General features: G+C 51.7%; 17 protein-coding genes. 11 read left to right on the top strand and 6 right to left on the bottom strand.

Annotated elements, in window-relative coordinates; all coding sequences use genetic code 11:
- Window positions 1–45: 45 nt before the first annotated feature.
- The 6 genes from IPH59_17095 to IPH59_17070 form a co-directional block, all read right to left on the bottom strand.
- Entirely contained in the window at window positions 46–531 is a 486-nt protein-coding gene (locus IPH59_17095) for a hypothetical protein (protein ID MBK7093403.1), read from the bottom strand.
- A gap of 462 nt (window positions 532–993) precedes the next feature.
- Window positions 994–1,701 (bottom strand): response regulator transcription factor, encoded by a 708-nt coding sequence (locus IPH59_17090; protein MBK7093402.1) that lies wholly within the window; start codon window positions 1,699–1,701, stop codon window positions 994–996.
- A complete protein-coding gene (locus IPH59_17085; protein MBK7093401.1) occupies window positions 1,698–3,002 on the bottom strand; it encodes a HAMP domain-containing histidine kinase in 1,305 nt (434 codons plus the stop codon). The genes IPH59_17090 and IPH59_17085 overlap by 4 nt, the downstream gene beginning before the upstream one ends.
- 115 nt (window positions 3,003–3,117) lie before the next feature.
- Window positions 3,118–3,978: a phosphatase PAP2 family protein gene (locus IPH59_17080; GenBank protein MBK7093400.1), complete on the bottom strand. Its 861-nt coding sequence runs from the start codon at window positions 3,976–3,978 to the stop codon at window positions 3,118–3,120.
- Between the two features lie 12 nt (window positions 3,979–3,990).
- Entirely contained in the window at window positions 3,991–5,715 is a 1,725-nt protein-coding gene (locus IPH59_17075) for a hypothetical protein (protein MBK7093399.1), read from the bottom strand.
- A complete protein-coding gene (locus IPH59_17070) occupies window positions 5,709–7,007 on the bottom strand; it encodes a BamA/TamA family outer membrane protein (protein ID MBK7093398.1) in 1,299 nt (432 codons plus the stop codon). The genes IPH59_17075 and IPH59_17070 overlap by 7 nt, the downstream gene beginning before the upstream one ends.
- A 177-nt stretch (window positions 7,008–7,184) precedes the next feature.
- Here IPH59_17070 and IPH59_17065 point away from each other — a divergent pair, with 177 nt between their 5' ends.
- The 11 genes from IPH59_17065 to hybB all read left to right on the top strand — a co-directional run bounded on the left by IPH59_17065 (window position 7,185) and on the right by hybB (window position 23,968).
- Window positions 7,185–8,678: a response regulator gene (locus IPH59_17065; GenBank protein MBK7093397.1), complete on the top strand. Its 1,494-nt coding sequence runs from the start codon at window positions 7,185–7,187 to the stop codon at window positions 8,676–8,678.
- The gene (locus tag IPH59_17060; GenBank protein MBK7093396.1) at window positions 8,617–9,498 is read left to right on the top strand and encodes a hypothetical protein; all 882 of its coding nucleotides are present in this window, start codon (window positions 8,617–8,619) and stop codon (window positions 9,496–9,498) included. Before IPH59_17065 ends, IPH59_17060 begins: the two co-directional genes overlap by 62 nt.
- 49 nt (window positions 9,499–9,547) lie before the next feature.
- Window positions 9,548–11,068: a hypothetical protein gene (locus IPH59_17055; GenBank protein MBK7093395.1), complete on the top strand. Its 1,521-nt coding sequence runs from the start codon at window positions 9,548–9,550 to the stop codon at window positions 11,066–11,068.
- Window positions 11,052–12,296, top strand: coding sequence for a HEAT repeat domain-containing protein (locus IPH59_17050; protein MBK7093394.1), 1,245 nt, complete (start codon window positions 11,052–11,054; stop codon window positions 12,294–12,296). The genes IPH59_17055 and IPH59_17050 overlap by 17 nt, the downstream gene beginning before the upstream one ends.
- A gap of 90 nt (window positions 12,297–12,386) precedes the next feature.
- The gene (locus IPH59_17045) at window positions 12,387–12,833 is read left to right on the top strand and encodes a cyclic nucleotide-binding domain-containing protein (protein MBK7093393.1); all 447 of its coding nucleotides are present in this window, start codon (window positions 12,387–12,389) and stop codon (window positions 12,831–12,833) included.
- Between the two features lie 115 nt (window positions 12,834–12,948).
- The gene (locus IPH59_17040) at window positions 12,949–14,115 is read left to right on the top strand and encodes a fused response regulator/phosphatase (GenBank protein MBK7093392.1); all 1,167 of its coding nucleotides are present in this window, start codon (window positions 12,949–12,951) and stop codon (window positions 14,113–14,115) included.
- Between the two features lie 16 nt (window positions 14,116–14,131).
- Window positions 14,132–14,623 carry a response regulator gene (locus IPH59_17035; protein MBK7093391.1) on the top strand — a complete coding sequence of 164 codons (492 nt, stop codon included), beginning with the start codon at window positions 14,132–14,134 and terminating at the stop codon, window positions 14,621–14,623.
- Between the two features lie 285 nt (window positions 14,624–14,908).
- On the top strand, window positions 14,909–17,866 hold the full coding sequence (locus IPH59_17030) for a TonB-dependent receptor (GenBank protein MBK7093390.1): 2,958 nt from the start codon (window positions 14,909–14,911) through the stop codon (window positions 17,864–17,866).
- 241 nt (window positions 17,867–18,107) lie between these two features.
- Complete coding sequence (locus tag IPH59_17025; GenBank protein ID MBK7093389.1) at window positions 18,108–21,443, top strand: hypothetical protein; 3,336 nt, start codon at window positions 18,108–18,110, stop codon at window positions 21,441–21,443.
- Window positions 21,444–21,822: 379 nt separating this feature from the next.
- Entirely contained in the window at window positions 21,823–22,728 is a 906-nt protein-coding gene (locus IPH59_17020) for a 4Fe-4S dicluster domain-containing protein (GenBank protein MBK7093388.1), read from the top strand.
- Window positions 22,715–23,968, top strand: a complete 1,254-nt coding sequence (hybB, locus tag IPH59_17015) for a Ni/Fe-hydrogenase cytochrome b subunit (protein ID MBK7093387.1) — start codon at window positions 22,715–22,717, stop codon at window positions 23,966–23,968. Before IPH59_17020 ends, hybB begins: the two co-directional genes overlap by 14 nt.
- Window positions 23,969–23,974: the final 6 nt, after the last annotated feature.

Here is a 23,974-nt window from a genome sequence, read left to right as displayed (position 1 = left end):
GAATTGAAGTTAGTGAGGACTAAGGCAATGCAACTATATCAAAGATCATAGTTTAGAGGAGAACTCCAGTGCCATTCTTTCGCCGCCAATGCGTTGATGGCAGCCACCGCACAATCCATCCTCGATTGTCTGACTTAGCTGATAAACTTCATCAGAAATCATCGAATGACAGGTCTGGCACTCGATTTTGCCATCGATCAAAACTAAATGCGATGGAAGTTCGTCCGGTATTCGAAATGCAGAACCGAACTGTTGCGATCCGGCTATCACTCTCTGCCCGAATACGTGACTCGCACTTAAGTGGAATCGGGGTGCTGGCTTCACGTTCTCATTTGCATTATTGCCACCGCTCTCATTGCTGTGGCAGGCGAGACAGTACTCGGATGGCGTTTCTGCCATTGCCAGCGACTGTTGCGAATGAATCAGCCGTGCTGCTTCCCGATGACCTGCAGATACCTCAGGCATCAGACCGTCTTCCTTGTGGCAGTCAGCGCACAGCGCACCAGCCTTGCCGGCAAACTCAAGTGTCATAGTGTCGCCGGCAACAAAGACAAACTCGGGCTTATGAAACGAGTGACAGTCCGCACATTGTCGTGTGGTTGAGCTGCTGTGAAAAGGTGAGTGCGAATCTAAAGTGGAAAAATGACAACTTTGACAATTCTGATTGTCAGTTAACAAACTACCACTTGTGTCAGCCTTTGATCCGAACGTGTGGCAAGTCTGACATTCTACCTTGGTGTGTGGATGCTCGCTTTCAAGGCCCGCACTTCCTTCTGGAAGGAACCTGCCAAAGTACATCAGCCCCAATAGCAGAAGGAGTGTCCCCAGCGCGATGCCTGATCTGACCTGCATACTTGACATATCGTCAGGCAAACGCATAGCAGTTACTAACTTAGGTGGATTATCTAACCTTCCGAACGCCCCAATTTTGAACAGACCGCAAGCGCTTGTGATTCAACTTAGCTGATAAAGCGAGTATTCTATCTGGGAATCTTAAGATTCCGGAACACCGCTCGGCGTGAACTTGTACCCGGCACCCCTCATTGTATGAATGTACCTCGGGTTCGCCGGATCAGGCTCGAATATCTTGCGCAGCCTCAGAATGAAGTTATCAATCGTCCGCGAGGAAGGAAATGCGTGATATCCCCAGACGGCGTCCAGAATCATGTCTCGGGTCACGACTTCGTTCTGATGTTCGATCAGAAACTTCATCGTCATGCACTCTTTTTGCGATAGCTCAGTATCACCACCCGGACCCATGGCATGATAGGTCTTGAAATCGATCCAGTTGTTGTCGAACTCATATCGTGATCGCTCAATCTCGACAGTGCCATACCAAACTTGACGGCGGAATATCGCCGCCACTCTTAGTAGTAGTTCCTGAAGATTGAACGGCTTCGTCAGATAATCATCTCCGCCGGAAAGAAATCCTTCAACCCGATCCGACTGCCGGTCGCGTGCCGTCAAGAAGAGAATGGGGATTCGGCCGCCTTCCTGCCTGATCTCCTTGCAAACCGTAAGCCCATCTTTGCCCGGAATCATTATATCAAGTATCAGCAGGTCAAATTGCCCCTTGTGGTAGGCATCCAACGCCACGAATCCGTCGCCGGCGACTACAACCTCATGTCCTTCGGCTTCAAGATTGAGTTGCAATCCTTCGGCGATATGCTCTTCATCTTCAACTACAAGTATCTTCTTCATGCTTCGCTCGCTAACGGCAGCTCGATTATGAACTGACTGCCTTTGTTTGGTCCTTCCGACTTCAATTCCACCTTGCCGCGATGTTCAGTAACGATTTGCTTAACAAGGAATAGTCCAATGCCCGTCCCCTTAACGGAGCGCGTGTTTTCTTCGCCGGTGCGATAAAACCGCTCAAAAACTTTGCTTTGTTCCGGCTTCTCTACTCCGACTCCCTGATCTGCAAACACTATCTCGCAGCGGCGGTTAGATATCTTACGCGCAGTAATCGTCATTTCGCGGCGATTCTCTGGCGAATACTTAATCGCATTGTCAATTAGTGCCGTCACCACTCGCCGCATGGCGTGGTAATCTGACTTCACCATCAATTCCGGTTCAATCTCCGTTGTCAGCTTCATCTTATATCGCTCAATCATCGGGCGCATCTCCTCTATATACTCGACCAAATCGTTCGATAGATTCGATTCTACCAACTTCGCTTGATGCCCTCGTCGCGAGAATCTGCCCGCTTCAAGTACATTATCCACCAGCCCCTCAAGGCGATTGCAGTCGTCGATCATCCTCGGAATGAAGCCCTTGACCTTCTCCTGGTCGAACTTTCCCGTAGCCATCGTCTCCAAATACAGCTTTATCGATGCCACCGGTATCTTCAGTTCGTGCGTCACTGCCTGGATGAAGTTCTCTTGCCGATGCTTAAGCTCTTCCGATTGCTTCAACGTTCTATAAATGATGTATGCCCCAAGCAGAGTCAACAAGACGAAGAATGATCCTTCCATCGTAAACATCAACACCCGCCGACCCGCCTTGTACTCGACGCTTTCCGTTACTTCTTCCCGTACCGCAAACATCGCCGAGTCGAACCACGGCTTCTGATAACGGCCAACCTTCTCCGAGCCCGAATACCTTAGGTCCTTGCTCAATTCTTCCGTCAATTTGCCCGGGTATGCAATATCCAGGTAGATCACCGCACTGTTGACCGACATTACCGGAAGATAAAACGTTGAATCATGCTCGCCTTGCGAGGCTACTAACAGACCACTGCGGTCAAACAGCTGATACCCCTTAACTGCCGGATCACTCGCCAACAAGTCAAGCGCCGCTGTTAGGTGCCTGATGTTGTCGACACTAACGAACGACTCCGCTTCCATTGACAATCGTTCATAATTCCGATTTAGGAAGAACGCCGCAAGCTCCGCCGATGCGTGCGATTGCTGGGCGTGAAACTCCAATTGCTCTTCTGAAATGGTTACCTGGAAGTAGATCCACCAAATGATCTGCCCGAGACAGACGACAGCAATGGCCAAGAAAATCGCCAGCGCCAGCCGCTGAGGTCGAGCGAGACTCTGTTTAATCCTTCTGATTGATCACCATCCTTGCCGGTTCCGGTTGTCGAAACCAATTAGAATGCAATCTTGGCAATCAGAAGCTAAAACTCAAATGGAAAATAGGGGAGATGCGCTCGGCTGAACCGCCGTTGCTACTATAGTTGTCACCAAACCTGAAAAACAACTCGGCAAGGAGATACCCGGCCACAGCTCCGACCACGACGTCTGAGAAGTAATGATCGTAAGCTTGAATCCGCGACAACCCGACAAATCCGCTCCAACCGAACAATATCGCCGGAGGTGCCCACCGCCAATTCGAATAGTCGTCGCCACTCAATCTCTGGCGCATTATCTCCCGAAGTCGCTTGTTGAGGTATGCCGACGAATAGAAAGCGCTTGAAGCGTGCCCAGAGAAAAATGAGCGCCGCGAGTCGCTGAACTTATCATCATGTTGGACCGCCGAATCAGGATAGTAGTAAAGGAATGGGCGCGGTCTTGCCACCAATCCCTTGAAAATCCCGGTCACGCCCTTTGTTGCCATTAGTCCGCTGTGAAACAGAAAGAAATCTTGACCGGCGTCCTTTCCGGATCTTCCTTCGGGCCACGTGAAATTAGCTGCGAGTAAAGCTACTCCGCAGAATCCTGCCGTTATCGCAGAGCCGCTCTTACCCGATAGAAAGTTCTTCTTTCCAATATAGAAATCGCCGCCAATTTTCCTCGCAAACCAATCATCGGCAAGAATCGGCCTCGGTAACAGTGAAGCTTGATTTGAATCGATATGGCGAACAGCGTAGTTCAGAATCAATGGAGCTGTCGAACCCGCTCCAATCAGAAGCAACTTCTCACCGGAAAGGTACTCCTTTGTTCCTCGATCTTCTGCTCTGAGCGTCTCAGGCGCTGTGAGGATGGCGAATGCGACACATATCGCGATCGAAAAAGAAGAAGCAATCTTCATTAGATATGAATCTCAATAAAGATGTTCAATCCCGACCAGCTCAAATCGAGCCTCTTCGGAATGATACCACAACCACAACGCCACCGGTTGGCTCCGTGAAGCATCGCCGCGTTGCACCCGCAGCTTCACTTCATACAAGTGACTCTTGTCGTCTCCGGCTTTGTCGCTTCGATAAGCACCTGCCAACGTATTTCGAAGTTCAGTACCAAAATCGAGCGACAGCCCTGTTTGGCTCACGTCATTAACCAATTTCTTGCCGTTATAGGTCACCGACCACATGTACTTCGTGTCGGAATCTACCTCAAGTCCATACTTAACGGCCAAATCTTGGAATTTGATCGACATTGAATTGCCATCATCGGCGAACACAAAATTATCAAGCGGTGCAACCTTGCCAAACCAATATCTCCCGATCTTGTCGCGTCGTTCGATCAGCGTCTTGATCAAATATTCTTTTGCAGCTTGATCAGAATAATCACCCGTTTCCACCAGCGCACGGATATGTTCATCCCGCCAAGCCATTACGATCTTGGTTCCCCAGTATGCATCGCGCGGCGTCATATTCTCGAACGCAGGATTCGGAACAATCGGATTCCATTTATTCGGCTCAAAAATCTCCGACTCGAAGTACCCTATCGAAGCGTACTGATACGGCTTCGCATTCTCCCATCCCCATTTCTTCAACCCCAGAGTAGCCCACGATACCATCACGTCGCGAAGGTCGAATGTATTGCAATAACCGATCTTTCCATCCTTAGGACGGTCTCCGTTTGACCCAAATGTCGAACCAAAATCGATCAAATGATGCTTTATGAACTTGCGACCATCTTCTTCGATGTAGGTATCAAGTGTGTTCTGATCCTTGGTATCGTAGTGATTGATGAATGAGGCTATCACGTACAGCGCCCGCAGTTCGCGTCGGTATTCATGCTTGCACCAATCATTTGGATCGTCACTGCGCTTACCGTCATACTTAAATGGTCCGACAATTTTGCCGCCCAGCAACTTCGAAGCAAGGGACCGTACTCGACCATCCGGTAATTTATATGCTTGCGCCAGTATCTCATCCAAATCCGACTTCTGCAATTCGCGCCGGTTTCCGTTAGCATCGATGAACTTGATTCCCGGCTCGAGTTGCAATATCTCCGTTCGCCAATGAACTATTGTCTCTTCCGGGACATTGTAACCGCACACATGGAAGAAGCGTGAACCCATGGCCGTCGCCGCTGTATGCATCTCCGGATTAGTGTCCGGGTCAAATTTGATAATGTAGCTTTCGCCCCGCGAGTCTTTGATCCACAACCCCGGCATCTTGCCTTGAGCTTTATGCCGAAACACAGTCCAGGTACCCGACGTATCAGGTCCATCGAATCCGGCGCCCACACCGAGAATATCGTCGACACTGACATTCGTTTGACCGATTCGATTGACAAACCAACTGGAGTTCGGGACCTCGTCGAACCTGTTCATGTTGAATGACTCTTTTGGTCTGCCGATCAACTTTCGGAAATCACGATCAATATCCAAAAGCTCTTCGCCTTGTTGCCAGGCGCTGCGGTCCAAAGACTGCCAAGCCAGCACCGGATCGGAAACTCCCGGCTCAGGTATATTTTGACGATCATTGTCATCTGTCCGCACGGGTCCGGGCTTATATTGCAGATGATTACTGCTGCAACTCGACACTACCGCTATGCTCAGGACAACGAGTCCTATCACTGCAAGAATCCGATTTACCATTCGCCCCCCAGTTCCAAATAGATTCTGCGCTCTTCGTCACTAAATGCTACTTGAAGGCTCAGTATTACAGAATTCTCGCGCCAAACCCGCAGCCCCGTGCCATAACCTTCATGCCAATTCTTCAATGTGAATTCTTCCGAAATCGACGAGTACACCCTGCCAGCCTCCGCAAAAACGAACGCATCGATCATTGACCAGATCGGCCATCGATATTCAATGACCGCCATCGTCATGTCGTTATCAACCAGACGATTGTTCAGGAATCCGCGCAGATCATCCCGGCCGCCAAGATTGCTCTTCAAATAGAAGGGAAGTACCGGCGTCTTTTTGTCGTCGGCATCAACCGATTGCGCGGCGATCTTAATCGCAAGCAAGCGCTTGTTATAAATATTCAGGTAATGCGATATCTCTGCTCGAGACACGACAAAGTCAATATCGTCCGACCGACCTACACCGCGACAATACTGCAAAGACAAGATCTCGCGTCCACCCCTTGAGGGTTGTCCCTGGCTGTCTCGCCAATCGTGATCCAAAGTCAAACCGGTTTCAATGATGTCTGCCGAACGAAAATCCGCGTGGGTCATTCCGTACATCTCTCGAAGCTCGCTCAAACTCGTCGGCCAATCTGGAGAAAGTCCATCAAACACGCGGTAAGCGGTAAATCCTGCCTCGGCACTTACTTTAACATTAGTGAGAGCCTGCCACGGAACCGACGCACGGATTTGACTGCGCTCCATAGTAAACGCCGAACGCTCGGTGTCCTTGGTGTCGTTTCCCAGCCCATAGAAGCTCTCGCGCGGTCGCTTCCGGTAGCCTGCCGCAAACTGCAAACCAACCGAACTCGAAAATGCTTCCGGCGAAAAATAAGTCATCTCCAATCGTCGATACTTATTGGTCGAATGTGATGCTACCCAGCGTGCACGATCGGATGCCTGCAAAATACCGAGACGAGTGTAGCTCAAACCGTATCGCCACCCGGCATTGGAACCAAAAGAAACAACCGGGACGATGCCACCTGCCGGACGGAATGCAAACGCGTACCCCGCCAACTTGTGCAGAGTTGCGTTGCGGTAAATACCATTTACTGCGACCCAGGTCAGCCCCTTGATAGCATAAATCGGGCTTTTGAGAATTGTCTCCGGTACTACAAGAATCGCCTCACCGACTGAAGTTCCCGGTTCTTGCGGCAAACTTGCGACCGTTGAATCTGTCTCCGTTTCGGCTCCGTTCGATACGGCGCTCCAGCACAAACATAGAGCCACGATGAGCATGTATGCGGATTTTCTTAGCAACAATCAGTCTCCATTTTGTATATAATCATCGAAACTTCCTCTACGCGGAATCGCGAATATAATAACTCGCGTTGTCGCGGTCAAGAGAATGCAAAGCATCTTGCATTCACCATTGCCGGTCAACTATAGTTCGATTATTATCCATTTTTACGATTCTATCGTATACTATCATTGACTATGAAAGCACGACGGACTAAACAAAAAATCAGCGTCTTCTACTTAGAGGAAAATGTCAAACAGCGCCAGACTATTGCCCGCAAACTGCGAAGTCGCGGCCTGCTGGTCACTACTGCGCGCTCAGCCAAACATGGCCTGGATTTGATCGCGAAGTCAGCCTTCAGCGTCATACTGTGTGATCTGGACATGAAGGACTGCGGCGGTCTTGAATTGCTTGATACCGTCCACAAACTCCGACCCGAAATGCCGGTACTAATATTGACAGCTCACGGCTCGGTCGATCAGGCGACCGAGGCTATCCGTCACGGTGCCTACCATTTCATCCTCAAGCCATGCGAAATCGCCGATATCGAGCTGACAATCTTCCAGGCAGTCGAACGCGCTATTCTCGAACGCAAGATAGTCCGTTATAGCGAATCCTTAGAGCATAAGGTCACAGCACGAACTCACGAGTTAGCCCGAATCAACGAAGAACTGCGCCAAAACGAGCGGTTTCTCACCAAGCAGAATTCCGTACTTTCGCGCTTGGCGCGCCGTCAAATTCCCCATGGCAGCGACTTCGAAGCCTCTGTCCAAGAGCTTACCGAAGTTGCATCAGAGACCCTTGAGGTCGAACGCGTCGGCGTCTGGCTTTTTGACCCCTCGCGCAAAGGAATTCAGTGCGTTCACCTCTTCCAGAGAACTCCCAAAATGCATTCGCGCGGCGGCTTCATCGCATCAAGTGAATTCCCCAGCTATTTTGTAGCCCTCGAAACCGAAAGAATCATCGCCGCCGATGACGCTGCCGTAGATTCGCGCACCTGCGAATTTGCTTCGGCATACTTTCCCGAGCACGGCATCACCTCGATGCTCGATGCACCTTTGTGGCAATCGGGCAGCATGATTGGCGTTCTCTGCTTCGAGCACACCGGACCAAAGCGCCATTGGGTAACACAAGAACAACAATTCGCAGCTTCCATCGCCGACTTCGTCGCGTTAGCGCTCGAAGCCCATCGCCGCCATCAGGTCGAGCACGCTCTGCGCGAAAGCGAAGCGCAAAATCGCGCCATCTTGGACGCGCTGCCGGACTTGATGTTTCGCCTTAACAGCGAAGGTCGTTATCTTGACTACAAGTGCCCCAAGGATTCGCCATTGGCAATCGCGGCAAGCGACGTCATCGGCAAGACATTTTGGGAGTTATTGCCTTCCGAACTTGCCAAGTCCCTCGACATCGAGATTAAAAGTGTCCTAAAGACTGGCGCTATGAGCATTGTCGTTTATCAACTGCCTCATAACGGGGAAATGCGCGACTTTGAATCCCGACTTGTACGATGCGGCGACGACGAGATTCTCGTGATTGTCCGCGATGTCACTGATCGCAAGCGCGCCGAAGAAGAACTACGCACGGCCCATGAACAGCTTGGAACTGCGCGTTCAGGAGAGAACCGCCGAATTGGCAAATCTCAATTCAGCACTCCGCAAAGAAGGTACCGAACGGAAACGCACACTCGATGAACTCGCTGCCGCCTACGACAATTTGCGTCTTACGCAAGGCCAACTCATTCAATCCGAGAAAATGGCCTCTCTCGGAATGCTCGTTGCCGGTATCGCCCACGAGATCAACACTCCTATCGGCGCCGTCTCAAGCATGCACAATACGCTGGTCCGCGCCATGGAGAAACTGGCCGCCATGTTTGACCAAACCTGTGAACAGGGCAGGGAAGAGACCCGTAAGATTCAGGACACTCTCAAAGTCATTCAGGAAGCAAATCGCGTTATCATTTCCGGCACCGAGCGCGTTGTCAACATTGTCCGTCGCCTCCGCAGTTTCGCGCGTCTCGACGAAGCCGAAGTCAAGACCGTGGATATTCACGAGGGTATCGAAGACACGCTTACCTTGATTCATCACGAAATCAAGCACGCAATTACCATCAAGAAGAACTTCGGCACCTTGCCTCTCTGTTCATGTTATCCCGGGCGTCTCAATCAAGTATTCTTGAATTTGCTGATCAATGCCCGTCAGTCGATCAAGGACAAAGGCGAAATCACGATTACGACATATCTCAAAGATAACCGCGCCCACATCGAATTTTCCGACACCGGCTCGGGAATTCCCCCTGAAAATCTGGCGCGAATTTTCGATCCCGGCTTCACTACCAAAGGCGTCGGCGTTGGCACCGGCTTGGGATTGGCGATTTGCTATCAAATCATGCAAGATCATCGCGGTGAAATCAAAGTCCGAAGCGAGGTCGGAGTTGGAACTACGTTTACAGTGATCCTCCCGCTCGATCTGGAAGAACAACTCGAGCGCGAGGCAAAGGCTGCCGCCAAGTGAGATCTAACCGCAATTCCGTCGCCGCCGATTGTGACACAGAATCTTCAAAATGAAAGCACTTCTCCGAAAAGTTATTGACGTCAGACGAGGCGAATGGGCAGTACTCGCTCTCATGCTGAGCTACTACTATGTCTTGCTTATGACTTTCTATTTTCTCAAACCGGCGCGCGACAGCTTGTTCCTGATAAAGCTAACACCGCAGCAGCTCCCGTTCGTTTTCATTCTCTCCGCAATCGCAGCCGTTCCTGTAACTGCGCTCTATTCCCGTGCCGCTGCCCGCTTATCGCTGGTAAGCTTGATCAACGCCACCACAGTCGTCTTGCTCTTTTGCCTGATTGGATTGCGCCTTCTGATTCGTCAGGATGCCGAGTGGATCTTCTACTTGCTCTATATCTGGGTCGGTCTTTATGGAATTCTTGTCACTGCTCAATTCTGGCTCCTTGCCAATGCCGTCTACGACCACGCGCAGGCAAAACGCATCTTCACTTTGCTTGGCAGCGCCGGCATCATTGGCGCAGTCACCGGCGGCGAATTGACCAACTTTCTGATTCAGAACCTCGGAATGCCAACCGAGAACCTCCTTGCTATTTGCGCCGCGCTTTTGGTCGCTTCAATGATCTTGGTGACTTCCATCTGGCGTCTGCGCGGCCTTGGCAAGACTGATCCTGCTCCTGCGACACCGCAGTCTGAACCAGCCTTGGCTCTTGTTGGAGTTTACCGCGCTGTCAAGCAGTCGCGCCTGCTTTGGCTAATCATCGCCCTTATTGCTATCGCCGTGATGGTCTCTACTTTCATCGACTTCATCTTCAAAGACATCGGCTACAGCTACTATGCGGGTGATAAAGACGGCATGACCGCATTCTTTGGTCGTTTCTATGGCCGCGTGAGCTTAATCTCCCTCGCGATTCAACTTCTCTTGTCCTATCGAATCCTTCGTGCGCTCGGCGTCGGCGGGGCATTATTGATGATGCCTCTCGCAGTCCTGACCGGCTCCGTCGCCGTCATGGCAGTGCCTGCGCTCCTCAGTGCCATTTTCTTGAAAGGCGCCGAAGGGTCGCTCGAATACTCGATTGATAGGATTGGACGCGAGTTGCTCTTCCTTCCAATCCCGCTTGATGTCAAGAAACGAACAAAGGTCTTCATCGATATCTTCGTTGACCGCTGGTTCCGTGGCCTTGCCGGCATCTTGCTTCTTGTCCTAACACTGGCGCTGACCGTATCATCGCGTCAGTTAGCGCTTATCGTCGGTATTATGGTCGTCGGCTGGGGAATCATTGCCTGGAATGTCCGTCGCGAATATGCCAATGCATTTCGCCTTGCATTGGAACGGCGCGACATTGATCTGAGCGAAGTTCGCTTCCGCATCGATGATGCAGCAACGCTCAACTCGCTCACCACCTCGCTCTCAAGTCCCAATGCGCGTCAGGTCGCCTACGCATTGGACCTGCTAAAATCAGCGAAATCATCAGAGTTGATTACGCAAGTCACCCCGTTGCTCAAACACGAATCGCCCGAAGTCCGCCGCAAAGCAGTTGAATTCCTACAGGATTATCATGAGTCTGTTGTCTGAAGTTGAAGCTCTCTTGCAGGATGACGACTTGGGCGTCCGTACCGAAGTCATTTATCTGCTTTACCTCAAAGCAGGGAACCAGGGTCTCAAACTTCTCGAAGAGTACCTCAACCACGCCGACCCGCGTCTGCAAACCGCCGCAGTCGCCTGCTTGGCTGAGCATCAACTCGCCGAAGCCCGCGAACTGCTCGACGAGGATCGCCTTGAGGTCTTTCTGGTCCGCACCGACTCCGATGCTGAGACTGGCCGTGTCGAAGTTGCCAAGCTCCTTGGAATCCTCCCCGGCGACCACTATCGCGTCTTTCTCGCGCAGTTGCTTGCCGATACGTCGCCTGTAGTCGAATCAGCCGCCATCCTGTCTTGTGGTAGACGCCGCGATCCCGATTTTCTTGAACCGTTGATACAACGCCTCAAGGACTACCGTTTTCGCGCTGTCACCAAAGATGCCCTCGCCGCTTACGGAAAGTCGCTGTTACCGCTTTTCTCACAGCGTTTGCTTGATTCTGCCACTGATGCTTCAATTCGTCGCAATCTCCCCGGCGTAATCTGGCGAATTCGCGATCCCGAATCTGTCCAGACGCTCCTGCGAGCAGTCCGTTCGACTCCGCCTTCATTGCGGTTCTTCGTTGTAAAGGGCTTGAACAAGCTCCACCGCGCAGTACCCAACCTCCGAATCGACTCCAAGGCGGTTCAGGAACTCATCTATGCAGAAATTGCCGACTTTGATCGCAATCAAGCGTTTATGCATGAATTGGCGGCTTCAGAACTCAATCGTGAAATGCGCTGCATTATCAAAGCGATCAAGGAACGTTGCGCATTGTCCCTTGAACTTGTCTTTCGGCTACTGGGCTTGATTCACCCAACCGCGGACATACTCGGCGCTTACTGGGGAGTGGTAGGCAGTCGCGAAAGCTCCCGTTCGAGCGCAATCGAATATCTCGACAACTACCTGCAGGGCGAGTTGCGCTGGCGTCTCCTTCTGGTTATCGAGCAATGGACCGAGTTGCGGCGCTCCGAGACAGTAGTGAAACGTACGATTACTGATGCCTCAACTGTGGAATTGACTCTGCTTCGCATCTTGGAAGTCCCCGATCCGTGGCTGCAGACGCTCGCACTTGCTTGCGCCGCTCCGCTAAATTCGGCGCGCTTCAAGGCGATTGCTCCAAAGTACCTCTCTGATCCGGATCCGTTCCTGAGCGAAACCGCTCAGTATTTGTTGAGCAAATGAAGATGGGGAACGACACACAGCGGAATAACTTGAATAATGTGTAATGATTCACTTGATTGTTTAACCTAAGCGACTATCTATTAAGGACCAATGTTAACCACGATTGAAAAAGTCATACTCCTGCAGAACGTCGATCTCTTTGCACTGGTGCCGACCGAACAACTCGCATATCTGGCTGCCATCGCAAAGGAAACGTCAGCTTCTTCCGGAAACACAATTTATCGCGAAAACGACCCGGCCGATTCGTTATTTCTCGTTATCGAAGGCTCAGTTCGGTTACACAAAGGCACGCAGGAGATAACAACTGCGCTTGCCAATCACGCTTTCGGTACTTGGGCGCTATTCGATGAAGAACTCCGGCTCGTTACCGCTACGGCATTGGAAGATTCGCGGCTCCTGAAAATCGACCGCGAGGATTTCGTTGAGATTCTCGCTGATCACGTGCAAATTTCTCAAGGGATTCTGAAAACTTTGGCCGGTCGACTCCGTAATATTGTCGACCGCGTTCAAATCGACCGCTCGCGAGCTGACGTGTAACGACGGCCAACGCTAATCGGGAATCGCGAAAACAACGAAAGCAATGAATTGACAATGGTGGCAGACACGCTCATACATCGTAATATCCCTCACCGACCTACGGTCCTGATCGTGGATGACGAAGATATCGTCTTGTCCAGTCTGCGGACTCTTCTTGCAATTGGACACCGACTACAACGTGATAACTTTCCGCTCGCCTACGGAAGCGCTCTCCGCGATTCAGCGCCAATCCATTGATGCCGTCATCTCCGACTTTCTGATGCCCGAACTTAGCGGATTGCAGTTTCTCGCCGAAGTCAAGAAGTTGTATCCGACCGTGCCGCGTATTCTGCTCACTGGCTATGCTGACAAGGGCAACGCAATCAAAGCGATCAACGAAATCGGGCTCTACCAATACATCGAAAAACCGTGGGAAAACGAACACATCAAAATGGTTCTGCGCAACGGTATCCAAAACAAGACCCTCGAGGAAACACTCCAGCAGAAACTCAAGGAACTCGACGAATCGATCCGTAGTTTTGACGCACTTGCCAACCGCGAGGGCATTCTTCGGCAGGAGTTGTCTCTTGCCCAGCAGGTCCAGCGTAATCTGCTTCCCAAATCATTCCCCTTGGTCGAAGGCTTCCGTTTTGCCGCGACTTTTCGGCCCGCGTTGGAGATCGGTGGCGATTTCTATGATCTGCAAACCCTTCCCGATGGCCGCATCGGCATTATCGTAGCTGATGCAACGGGTCACGGCATCCAGGCCGCCCTTAGCACAGCACTGCTAAAATTCGCCTTTGCTACCACCATCGATAGCGGAAAACCGATCACCGAGATCGCCGCCGCCATGAGCGACATCCTGCTAAAGGGCCTTCCCGAGAATATCTATGTTGCCGGGCTCTTGGCAATCCTTGACACGGAGAGCTGTAAAGTGCAGATTGTCAATGCCGGACTGCCGCACCCGATCTTGATTCGTACGCAAGGGCAGGGAATCGAGCGCGTGCCCGTCAATGGGCTGTTTATGGGAGTCGACCTCCCGGGAGCAATTTCTCCCGGCGAGTGTGCCGAAATCACGCTCAAACCCGGCGAGCGTCTGTTGCTGTATACCGACGGTGTCAGCGAATCCGCCGCTGCGGATGGTTCGCAATTCGATGACGGCGCTATGGCGGAACATTTGGCAACAGCGCTTGGTATTACTGTCGACGATATGGTCGAACTCCTCGCCGATACTGCCATCAGATACCGTGATGACGGTCAGGAACCGGACGATATCACGATTGTTGCTATAGAAGTTGTATGATTACAGGAGTATCTTAATGTCAGATTCACATAAAGTCGAAAAACCGGAAACCATCGTGATCGTCGACGACGAAGAAATGGTCGTGTCGAGCCTGAGTTCATTCCTTAGTCTCGAAACCAACTACGATGTCAAAACATTCACCTCGGTAAACGCCGCGCTCAGTTTCATCGAGAAGAACGAAATCGATCTCGTCATGTCCGACTATCTCATGCCGGAAATGGACGGCATCACCTTTCTCACCAAAGTCCGCGACCTTTATCCGCAGGTGCCGCGCATCATTCTAACCGGCTACGCCGACAAGGAAAACGCCATCAAAGCCATCAACGATGTCGGCCTATTTCAATATCTCGAAAAACCCTGGGACAATTCCGATATCCTGATTGTTCTTCGTAATGGCCTCGAACGAAACAAGCTCATGAAGAAACTTCAGGAAAAGGTCGAAGAGATCAATCGCGCCTACGGAGAACTGCAAGTCCTTCAGCGCGAAATCGTCAAAGCCTTCGTGTAACGCTCTTCCCAAAGCACATATCAACCAAACCCCTCTCCCTCTGGGAGAGGGCAGGGTGAGGGTGCTCCCGATTTCATCGATCGCGACACCTCTTAACCAATTCCTAACACTCCCATCTTTCCAAAAACCGCAATTCTAAATTGTTCCTAATACTCCCCTAACACGCATTGGTGACTTTCCCCGCGTGTCCGAAGCCAGCGAATCTCCTCAGGCAACAACTCGATTCGATCGTGCCTCGTTCACAATGTCAGTTTCAGGTAAGAAAATAACCGGAGAGGGAATGCAATGAAGAAAGTCACAGGGATGAAATCTTCCCACAAAACAAACAAACTAATACTCGCGCTGTTTACGATCCTGCTTGCGCTCATTTGCGTTGGTTCAATGTCCAACGTATACGCGCAGACAGTCGAGACCGGCCGAATCATGGGGAAGATTGTTGACAAGGACAACGGCCAGGCGCTCATCGGCGCTGTTGTCGTACTCGAAGGAACGAAATTAGGCGCACAGGCCGATCTCGATGGAAATTACCTCATTAGTAATGTCCCGGTCGGAACCTATCGCCTCATTATAGAGATGATTGGCTATGCCAAGCTGTCAGTCGAAAGCGCTGCTGTCACTGCTAACCAAACCACCAAGCTTGACTTCTCGCTCAAAGTCGAAGAAGTCGTCGGTGAGGTCGTCGTTGTCGAAGCTACTCGCCTCGAAAACAGCGAAGCCGCAATGCTCTCACTCCGTCAGCAAGCGCCCGCAGCACAAGACGCTATTAGTTCTGAAGCTATTTCCCGCTCCGGCGCCAGCGATGCCGCCGCCGCCATGTCGAAAATCACCGGCGCATCTGTCGTCGACGGCAAGTACTCAGTCATTCGCGGCATGGAAGGCCGCTATTCCAATACTCAGCTCAACGGCTCGCAGATGCCCAGCACTGATCCTGATCGTCCGGCAGTGCAAATGGATCTCATTCCCGCCGGCTTGCTCGACAACATCGTTGTTCAGAAGACCTTCACTCCCGATCAACAGGGCAACTTCTCCGGTGGCTCTGTCAATATCAATACCAAGGACCTTCCGGAACAGCTCACACTCAAGTTCTCAACTTCGCTTTCATACAATGATAACGTCTCGCTCAAGGAAGGCGTTCTCACACACGCCGGCAGCTCCAAGGAGTGGCTCGGCTTTGACGACGGCTTCCGCGATGCGCCGCAACTTCTCGTTGACTCGAACTTCAGCACTCGCGGCGGTTACACCGTTGCAAGAGACAGTCGCAATGCAGCTTATGCACACTATCTCGATGATATTGCAAACTCTCTCAACCGCGATTTCAACTTCTCTGAAAGAAAAGTCCCGCTCAATCAGGGCTACTCTCTTTCGTTTGGCAATCTCTATACGATGTTTGGCCGCCCGCTCGGTGTTCTGGGTTCGCTTACCTATAATCGCAATTACTCATACAGTGGTGATGGTGTTTCGCGTCGGTGGGAAGTTATCAACAACGGCGGAGAATTGACTGGCCTTAACCGCTTTCAAGATTACACCGACGAAAGAGCATCCGAAGAGGTCCTTTGGGGCGGACTGCTTTCTGCCAATTTGGCTGTGAGCCCTCAGCACAAGTTGCGGTTCAGCTTCAATAGAAATCAGCATGGCGAAAAACTATCGCGACATCTCGAAGGCTACTGGTCAATATACACTGAAGAAAACCAGCGCTTGCGCAGTAGCGTCTGGCAGTATACTGAACGTTCGATGCAAGTTTTCCAGTACTCTGGAGACCACGCGCTGAAGCTGCCTTTGATGAAGAAATCCCGCCTTGACTGGAGCGCTTCATTTGCCAAGAACGAGCAAGATGATCCCGATCTTCGTTATTGGACGGATATTGCCAATTACGATGAAAATGACAGTCTGATTTCTGCAGGCATCACTTCTGGATATCCCTATCCGACCCACTACTTCAGATATCTCACCGAGAAAAATCGCGAATTCAAAGCCGACCTGACGATACCAATCTCATTCGCGCGCGAAGGATCAAAAGTCAAAATCGGCGGTGCCTATCTCGCCAAGGATCGCCATCAGGATAACTGGATGTTGCGACTAAATCCGACTCAATCGTCATCCCTCTACTCTGGCTACACGGAACCAACCGACGTACTGATCGATGAAAACGTCGGTATTATCGATTCGACCTATGATCAGCGAATCGACGCTTGGCGCTACACTTGGGGCATTCTGCCGGAAAATCTGAGCAACAAGACGGACACATACTCAGGCGAGCAGAATATCACAGCGTTTTATGGTATGGTCGAGTGGAAACTGAATTCTCGACTCGACATCATTACTGGTGCCCGTTTTGAAGAGACCGATCAGTGGGTCGAATCACTCGATAGTGCTTCCGCGGATTTTCGTGGTGCCTATGGTGCATCCGACTGGTTGCCGTCGCTCAACCTTGTATATCATCTCTTCCCGACGATGAATCTGCGCGGCGCCTTCAGCATCACGACCGCCCGTCCCACCATTCGTGAAATGGCTCCCTTTGCCAGCTATGAGTTTTTGGTTGGAAACATCAACGTTGGTAACAACAAACTTACGCGCACACTGATTCGTAACTGGGATCTGCGCTGGGAATGGTTCACCCGCCCCGGCGAAGTTATCGCAGTCAGCGGCTTCTACAAGAACTTCCAGGATCCTATCGAACGCTTCAATCGTTCGCTTAATGGCGACGTCAGCTATTTGAACGTGCCAAAAGCCATTGTCTACGGAACCGAATTTGAATTCCGTCGCCGTCTTGATCACACCGGAATCAAGTTCCTCGAGAACTTCCAAATCGGTGGCAATTTGACGCTGGTTCATTCCGAAGTGGATATCGACCCGACCGAACTGTCATATCGAATTTCGAACGGCCTTGCCGATTCCACGAATACAACCCGCGCTTTTGGCGGTCAGTCGCCTTATGTCGTGAATCTGGACCTCTTCTATTCCAGCCCGAGCGGTGCAACCGAAGTCGCGGTTTTCTATAATATCTTCGGCGACCGTTTGGCAGAAGTCGGCTACCAGAGCCCGGACATCTTCGAAAAATCAAGACAGCTTGTTGACTTTTCACTCTCGCAGAGAGTCTTCGGCTTGCTGACTGCGAAGTTCGCAGCCAAGAATATTCTCAATGAAGACAAATACACGATTCAGGAAGCCGGCGGTCAGGAGTATGTCCGCTCGCTCTATCGTGTGGGCCGGACCTTCTCCCTTGGACTCAGCTACTCGCTGTAATCAATAGGTGAGAATTAATAGTTCCCTTATCGGATACTAACTTTCACGGACGAATTTACGAAGGTCATGGTTGAACGTTTTACATACTTCGAAGCACCTTTCCGCTTCCCGTTTTCTCTCTCAGGTTGTCGTGTGGGAGGCAGGCAAAACTTCCGATGCCGCAGGCATCGCATCACATCTCTTTACTTACCACAAAACAAGAACCAAAACCTTTGTGCACAACTACCACAGGAGGTAACCAGTGCATCGTAAATTCTTATTGTCAGTAATCTTGATGTTGCTGATGTCTGCGTCCTACGCGTTCGGACAGTGTACGAACGAGCCGGGCAAGACTCTTGTCTTCGTGCCGATCGGCGATATCGCCGTCAACACGAATTGGACCAGCAACAACGTCTACGTTCTCCAGGGACCGACTTATGTCATCTCTGGCGTTACGTTGACTATCCAACCGGGTACCATCATTAAAGGTATCACCGGTCTCGCTCCGGGTGCCGTAGCGTCGCTTATCGTCGAGCGCGGTGCAACCATCATCGCCAACGGTACTGCGCAAGACCCGATCATCTGGACGGCTTGTACCGACGATGTCTCCGACCCGAACGATCTTGGTCGCTCAGACCGCGGTCTCTGGGGCTCGCTCATCGTCCTTGGCAAGGCGCCGATTAACGGAACGGTCACCGCTCCGGAAATCTGCCCGACCAACTTTATCGAAGGTCTTCCGCCTTCGGCCAAGACGACCTACGGTGGCTGCGATCCGACCGATAATTCCGGTATCATTCGCTACAACCAGTTTAAGCACGGTGGTTCAATCATCGGTGCTGCCAACGAAATCAACGGTCTCACCCTTGGTGGCGTTGGTTCTGGCACGACCGTTGAATACGTCGAAGTCTTCGCCAACCTTGACGACGGTTTTGAATTCTTCGGCGGCAATGTCAACGCCAAGTACCTCATCTCCGCCTTCAACGACGACGACGATTTCGATTGGGATCAAGGCTACCACGGAAAGCTTCAGTTCCTGTTCGCCATTAAGGATTCCACCAACGGCGACCGTTTGTTTGAATCCGATGGCGACGATGCCAACGCTGACACTGACCCGACGGCTCGCCCCGTTGTCTACAACGTGACTTCAATCGGTCGCGGACAGCTTCCGACAGCCCCGTCAAATGCCAACGCTGCATTCCATTTCAAGGAAAACTCCGGCGGCCATATTCGCAACTCGATCATCATTGACTGGCCGCGTAACGGCGCTTTCATGGAAGATCAGTCGTCGCCGTCATTCAGCTTGAACTATCCCGACTGCTCGATCCTGACGCAAAAAGACTGCGAATACCGTAGCCGTTGCTTCACCGGTTCGTACAATACCAATTTCACTCCGGCAGCTCCGGCTTACGCAAATCCGACCTATGCCGGCAGCGCTGGAACCGGATCCGACCTCACAATCTATGGAACCATCTGGTGGAACATTGGCCGCAACGCCAAGACTCTTCCGAACGAACTCTCTTCCAACCAGTCGTTCACCGAGAAGCGTCTCTTCACCGATTATCCGACTCTTGCCGCGACCTTGACTGGCCAGAGCTGGAACAACATAATTGACAATCCGCTCTTCTTCGGTATGGATCTGAGCCGCGCCCGCTTTGCCGGTCAAAACGCTCTTGATCCGCGCCCGGCATTGAATAGCCCGGCTTTCACTGAGCCGCGTACCGATGCTCCGGCAGAAGATGCTTTCTTCTCGCCCGCACCATATGCAGGCGCCTTTGATGCTACCACCAACTGGGCCTGCGAATGGACAGCACTTTGGGAAGCTAATTACTTCAATTGTGCTCCTCGCACGACCACTTGCTTCGACGAAACCGGTAAGACTATCGTGAACGTTGCGATTGGTAATATCACCGCGAATACTAACTGGACTAACGACAATGTTTACATCCTCCAGGGTCCAACCTTCGTCACCGACTCCGCTCGTCTGACGATTGAGCAGGGCACCATCGTCAAGGGTGTCACCGGCCTTCCGCCCGGATCAGTTTCCAGCTTGGTCATCACGCGCAACGCCCAGATCTTTGCTCTTGGCGATTCCTGCTGCCCGATCATTTTCACTGCGCAAACCGACGATGTCAACGATCCGAACGACCTTGGTCGCTCTGACCGTGGCCTCTGGGGTTCGCTCATCGTACTTGGTAACGCTCCGATCAACGGCACCGTCACCGCCCCGGAAATCTGCGCCACTAACTTTATCGAAGGCCTCACGGCATCCCCGCTTACTCAGTATGGCGGCTGCAACGCTTTCGACAATTCTGGCGTGATCCAGTGGGTTCAGCTTAAGCACGGTGGATCAGTCATCGGTGCTGCCAACGAAATCAATGGTCTGACCATGGGCGGCGTCGGCAACGGTACTGCCATCGATCACATCGAAGTATTTGCTAATCTTGACGACGGTTTCGAATGGTTCGGCGGTACTGTGAACTGCCGCTATCTTGTCTCTGCTTTCAATGACGACGATGCCTTCGATTGGGATCAGGGCTACACTGGTAATCTCCAATTCCTGTTCGCGATTTACGATTCGACCAACGGCGACCGCGCCTTCGAAATCGATGGCGACGATGCCAACGCTGATACCCAGCCTTATGCTCGTCCGACCGTCTACAACGTGACCGCATTCGGTCGCGGCGAGGTCCTTGCTGCCGCTCCTTCGAATCAGAATGCTGCCATTCATGCGAAGGAAAACACCGGTGGACATATCCGCAATTCGATCTTCTACGAATGGCCGCGCAACGGCGTCTTCATCGAAGACCAGTCCGGCCCGTCATTCAGCCTGGCTCCGCTTCCGGATTGCACGATCCTCGGCGGCCAGATTGATGCCGAATACCATAGCCGCTGCTTGACCGGTGCCTTCACCAACCCGAACTGGGTCGGTGGATACTCCAACGTCAACCCGGCTTACGCCGTGGCTGACTTCGATATCTTCGGAACCATCTGGTGCGCAGTCAACTCAGCGGCGATCACTCCGGCGCTTGTTGCCAGTGCTCAAACTTGGACCGAACAGCGTCTGTTCACCGACTATCCGCTTGCAGGTGGCGCCATTGCCTCCGTACCGGGCGGACGTTGGGACAACGTAATTGATGAGCCGCTCTTCACGGGCAATGATCGCGCTCGCAGCCGCTTCGCTGGCCAGAACGCTCTCGATCCGAGACCGTCTGCCGCTAGTCCGGCCTTCTCGATCGGACTCAAAGATGCTCCGGCTGAAAACAGCTGGTTCGCGTCTGCTCCGTATGCTGGCGCCTTCAATTCAAACGACAACTGGTTGCTTTGCTGGACCGCTCTCTGGCAGGCTAACTATTTGAATACCGCTCCTCCGGCTGGCTCCTGCCTCTGTGGCGATGCCAACAACAGCGGCGGTTATAGCATCTCTGATGCCGTTTACATTATCGCCCACATCTTTGGTGGTGGCCCGGCACCGGCTCTTCCGTGTCTTGGTGACGCCAATGGTAGCGGTGGAATCAGCATCTCTGACGCTGTGTATCTCATTGCTCACATCTTCGGTGGCGGCCCGGCTCCGTTCTGCCCGCCAGCCTCTTGTTCATAAGAAACCTCTCGTAGGTCTCTGATAACACCTACAGCGGCAGTCCTCTCGGGGACTGCCGCTTAGTTTTTGGGAGAGAAGGGAGTATACGAATCGTGGCAAGAAATCTCTTGATTCCCTCGTCAATTATCGATAGGTCCATCCAACATAAAGGGGAGAAAAATGAAGTCATTTAAAAAAGACGACAAACTTAGTTAAGTCTATTGCGGGTAAAGTCGACACAATAAATAGTAGAAATTGTCTACTTTAGGCTTGACAAACCTAAAGCAGATAGTTATGAATACTCGCGGATATGAGAGAAATTGCGTCGAGTCTTGTGAAATGTTTCACATTCTCTCTCGATTCGACGTATAGGAATAGGGAAGAATAGAGGTGATCTTAGATGAGTTTCACACGTAGGGACCTCTTCAAGATGGCAGCCGTCGGAGCAGCTACTTCCGTCGGCGGAAGCCTTCAGGCAAGCGACGATGCTTATCCGATCGATTGCAGCCAGACTTATGGTGTTCTGGTTGATACCGTCGTCTGTATCGGTTGTCGCAAATGCGAATGGGCCTGCAACAACGAACACAAACTTTCAACGACCGACATTCAGACCTTTGAAGACAAATCCGTCTACAAGACCCATCGTCGACCGGTTGATAACGCTTACACGGTTGTAAACGAGTTCAAGGATCCGAAAAACGCCAAGCCATATACGATGAAAGTCCAGTGTATGCACTGTAATCATCCGGCGTGCGTCTCTGCTTGTATTGTTGGTGCCCTGAAGAAAAACAAACTGGGGTCCGTCGACTATGATGCTTGGAAATGTATCGGCTGTCGCTACTGCATGGTAGCCTGTCCGTTCCAGATTCCCGCGTACGAGTATCAAGAAGCCCTGAAACCGCGCGTGATGAAATGCACCTTCTGCCTCGGACGTCTCGAAGAAGGCCGTAAACCGGCTTGCGTCGGTATTTGCCCCAATGAAGCCCTCACCTTTGGCACTCGCGAGCAACTGATCAACTTGGCCAATGAGCGCATCAAAGCAAAACCTGAGCTCTATCACAATCACGTTTACGGCGAAAACGAAATCGGTGGCACCAGTTGGATGTATCTCGCTTCCACCGACTTCATCAATACCGAATTGCCGAAACTTACAAATGACCCGATTCCACATACCACCGAGACAATTCAGCACGGAGTCTTCAAATCATTTGTTCCGCCGCTGGCACTATATGGACTGCTCGGCTTAATCATGCATTCACTTCGTGAGAACAAGGAAGACAAGGAGTCAGACGATGACCGCTCATGAAATCCCGACTCCTATTACCAAGGTCCCATTCTTCACTAAGGGAACTACCATCGTCGCCGCTATCGCCGGGATGGGCGTCTTCGCTTATGTATATCGCCTGATCTTCGGTATTGGAGCCGCCACCAATCTCGACAACCAATACCCGTGGGGTATCTGGATCGCTATCGATGTCGCCTCTGGTGTGGCGCTGGCCGCCGGCGGGTTCACTACCGCAGCGCTGGCAGACATTTTCCATAAAGAGCGCTATCACGTTATCGTTCGCCCGGCTTTGTTAACAGCTCTGCTCGGCTATACCTTTGTCGTCATCGGCTTGCTTGCCGATCTCGGACGCTACTACAACGTCTGGCATCCGATGCTTCCGAGCATGTGGCAAGGCAACTCCGTCCTCTTTGAGGTCGGTATGTGCGTTATGGTCTACCTAACAGTTCTCTACATCGAATTCTTGCCGATCGTCGCCGAACGATTTGGCGGCAAGGTCAATCTTCCCGGACCGTTGAGAATCTTCAACAAGCTGCTCGACTCCTGGCTTCTCATCTGTCATAAGTTCCTCGGGCGTTTCATCTCTTTGTTCATCATCGCCGGCGTCGTTCTTTCCTGCCTTCACCAATCATCGCTCGGAACTTTGATGGTAATAGCGCCGACCAAGATGCACCCGCTGTGGTACTCGCCGATTTCGCCGCTGATGTTTCTGATGTCAGCGATCGCTGTCGGTTTCCCGATGGTAATATTCGAATCCTTGCTGGCTTCGCGCAGTTTCAAACTCAAACCGGAAACCAAGATTCTCTCATCAATAGCCACCTACACTCCAGTCTTGCTCGGCGCCTATCTTGCCGTCAAAATTGGCGATCTTACCATTCGTGAAGTATGGCCGCTGGTCTTCACCGGCACCTATGAGTCGCTGATGTTTGGCATTGAAATACTGCTCGGCGTTGTTGCTCCGATTGTCCTGCTCTCGCAGCGCAAGATCCGAAACTCTGTCGCCGGCTTGTTCACCTCGGCTTCGCTCGTCATCTTTGGCGTCGCCCTCAATCGTATCAATGTATTCTTGACGGCGTATACGCCGCTCTATCCCGAGAAAACATACTTCCCGTCTCTCTTCGAGATTCTTGTGACTGTCGGGCTGATTTGTGCACTTGTACTCGTCTACCGATTCATCGTTCTCAATCTGCCCGTCATTGCTGTTCCGCCCAGTGAACACAGCGGTGAAAAAGCAGCTATTAGCTCAGTGAAAACGGCGTAGGGGAGA

It is taken from the genome of bacterium (genome assembly GCA_016708315.1).
In the GTDB taxonomy this organism is placed as follows: domain Bacteria; phylum Zixibacteria; class MSB-5A5; order CAIYYT01; family CAIYYT01; genus JADJGC01.
Note: the sequence above shows the minus strand (reverse complement) of the source record. Positions and strands in the feature narration are given on the sequence as shown.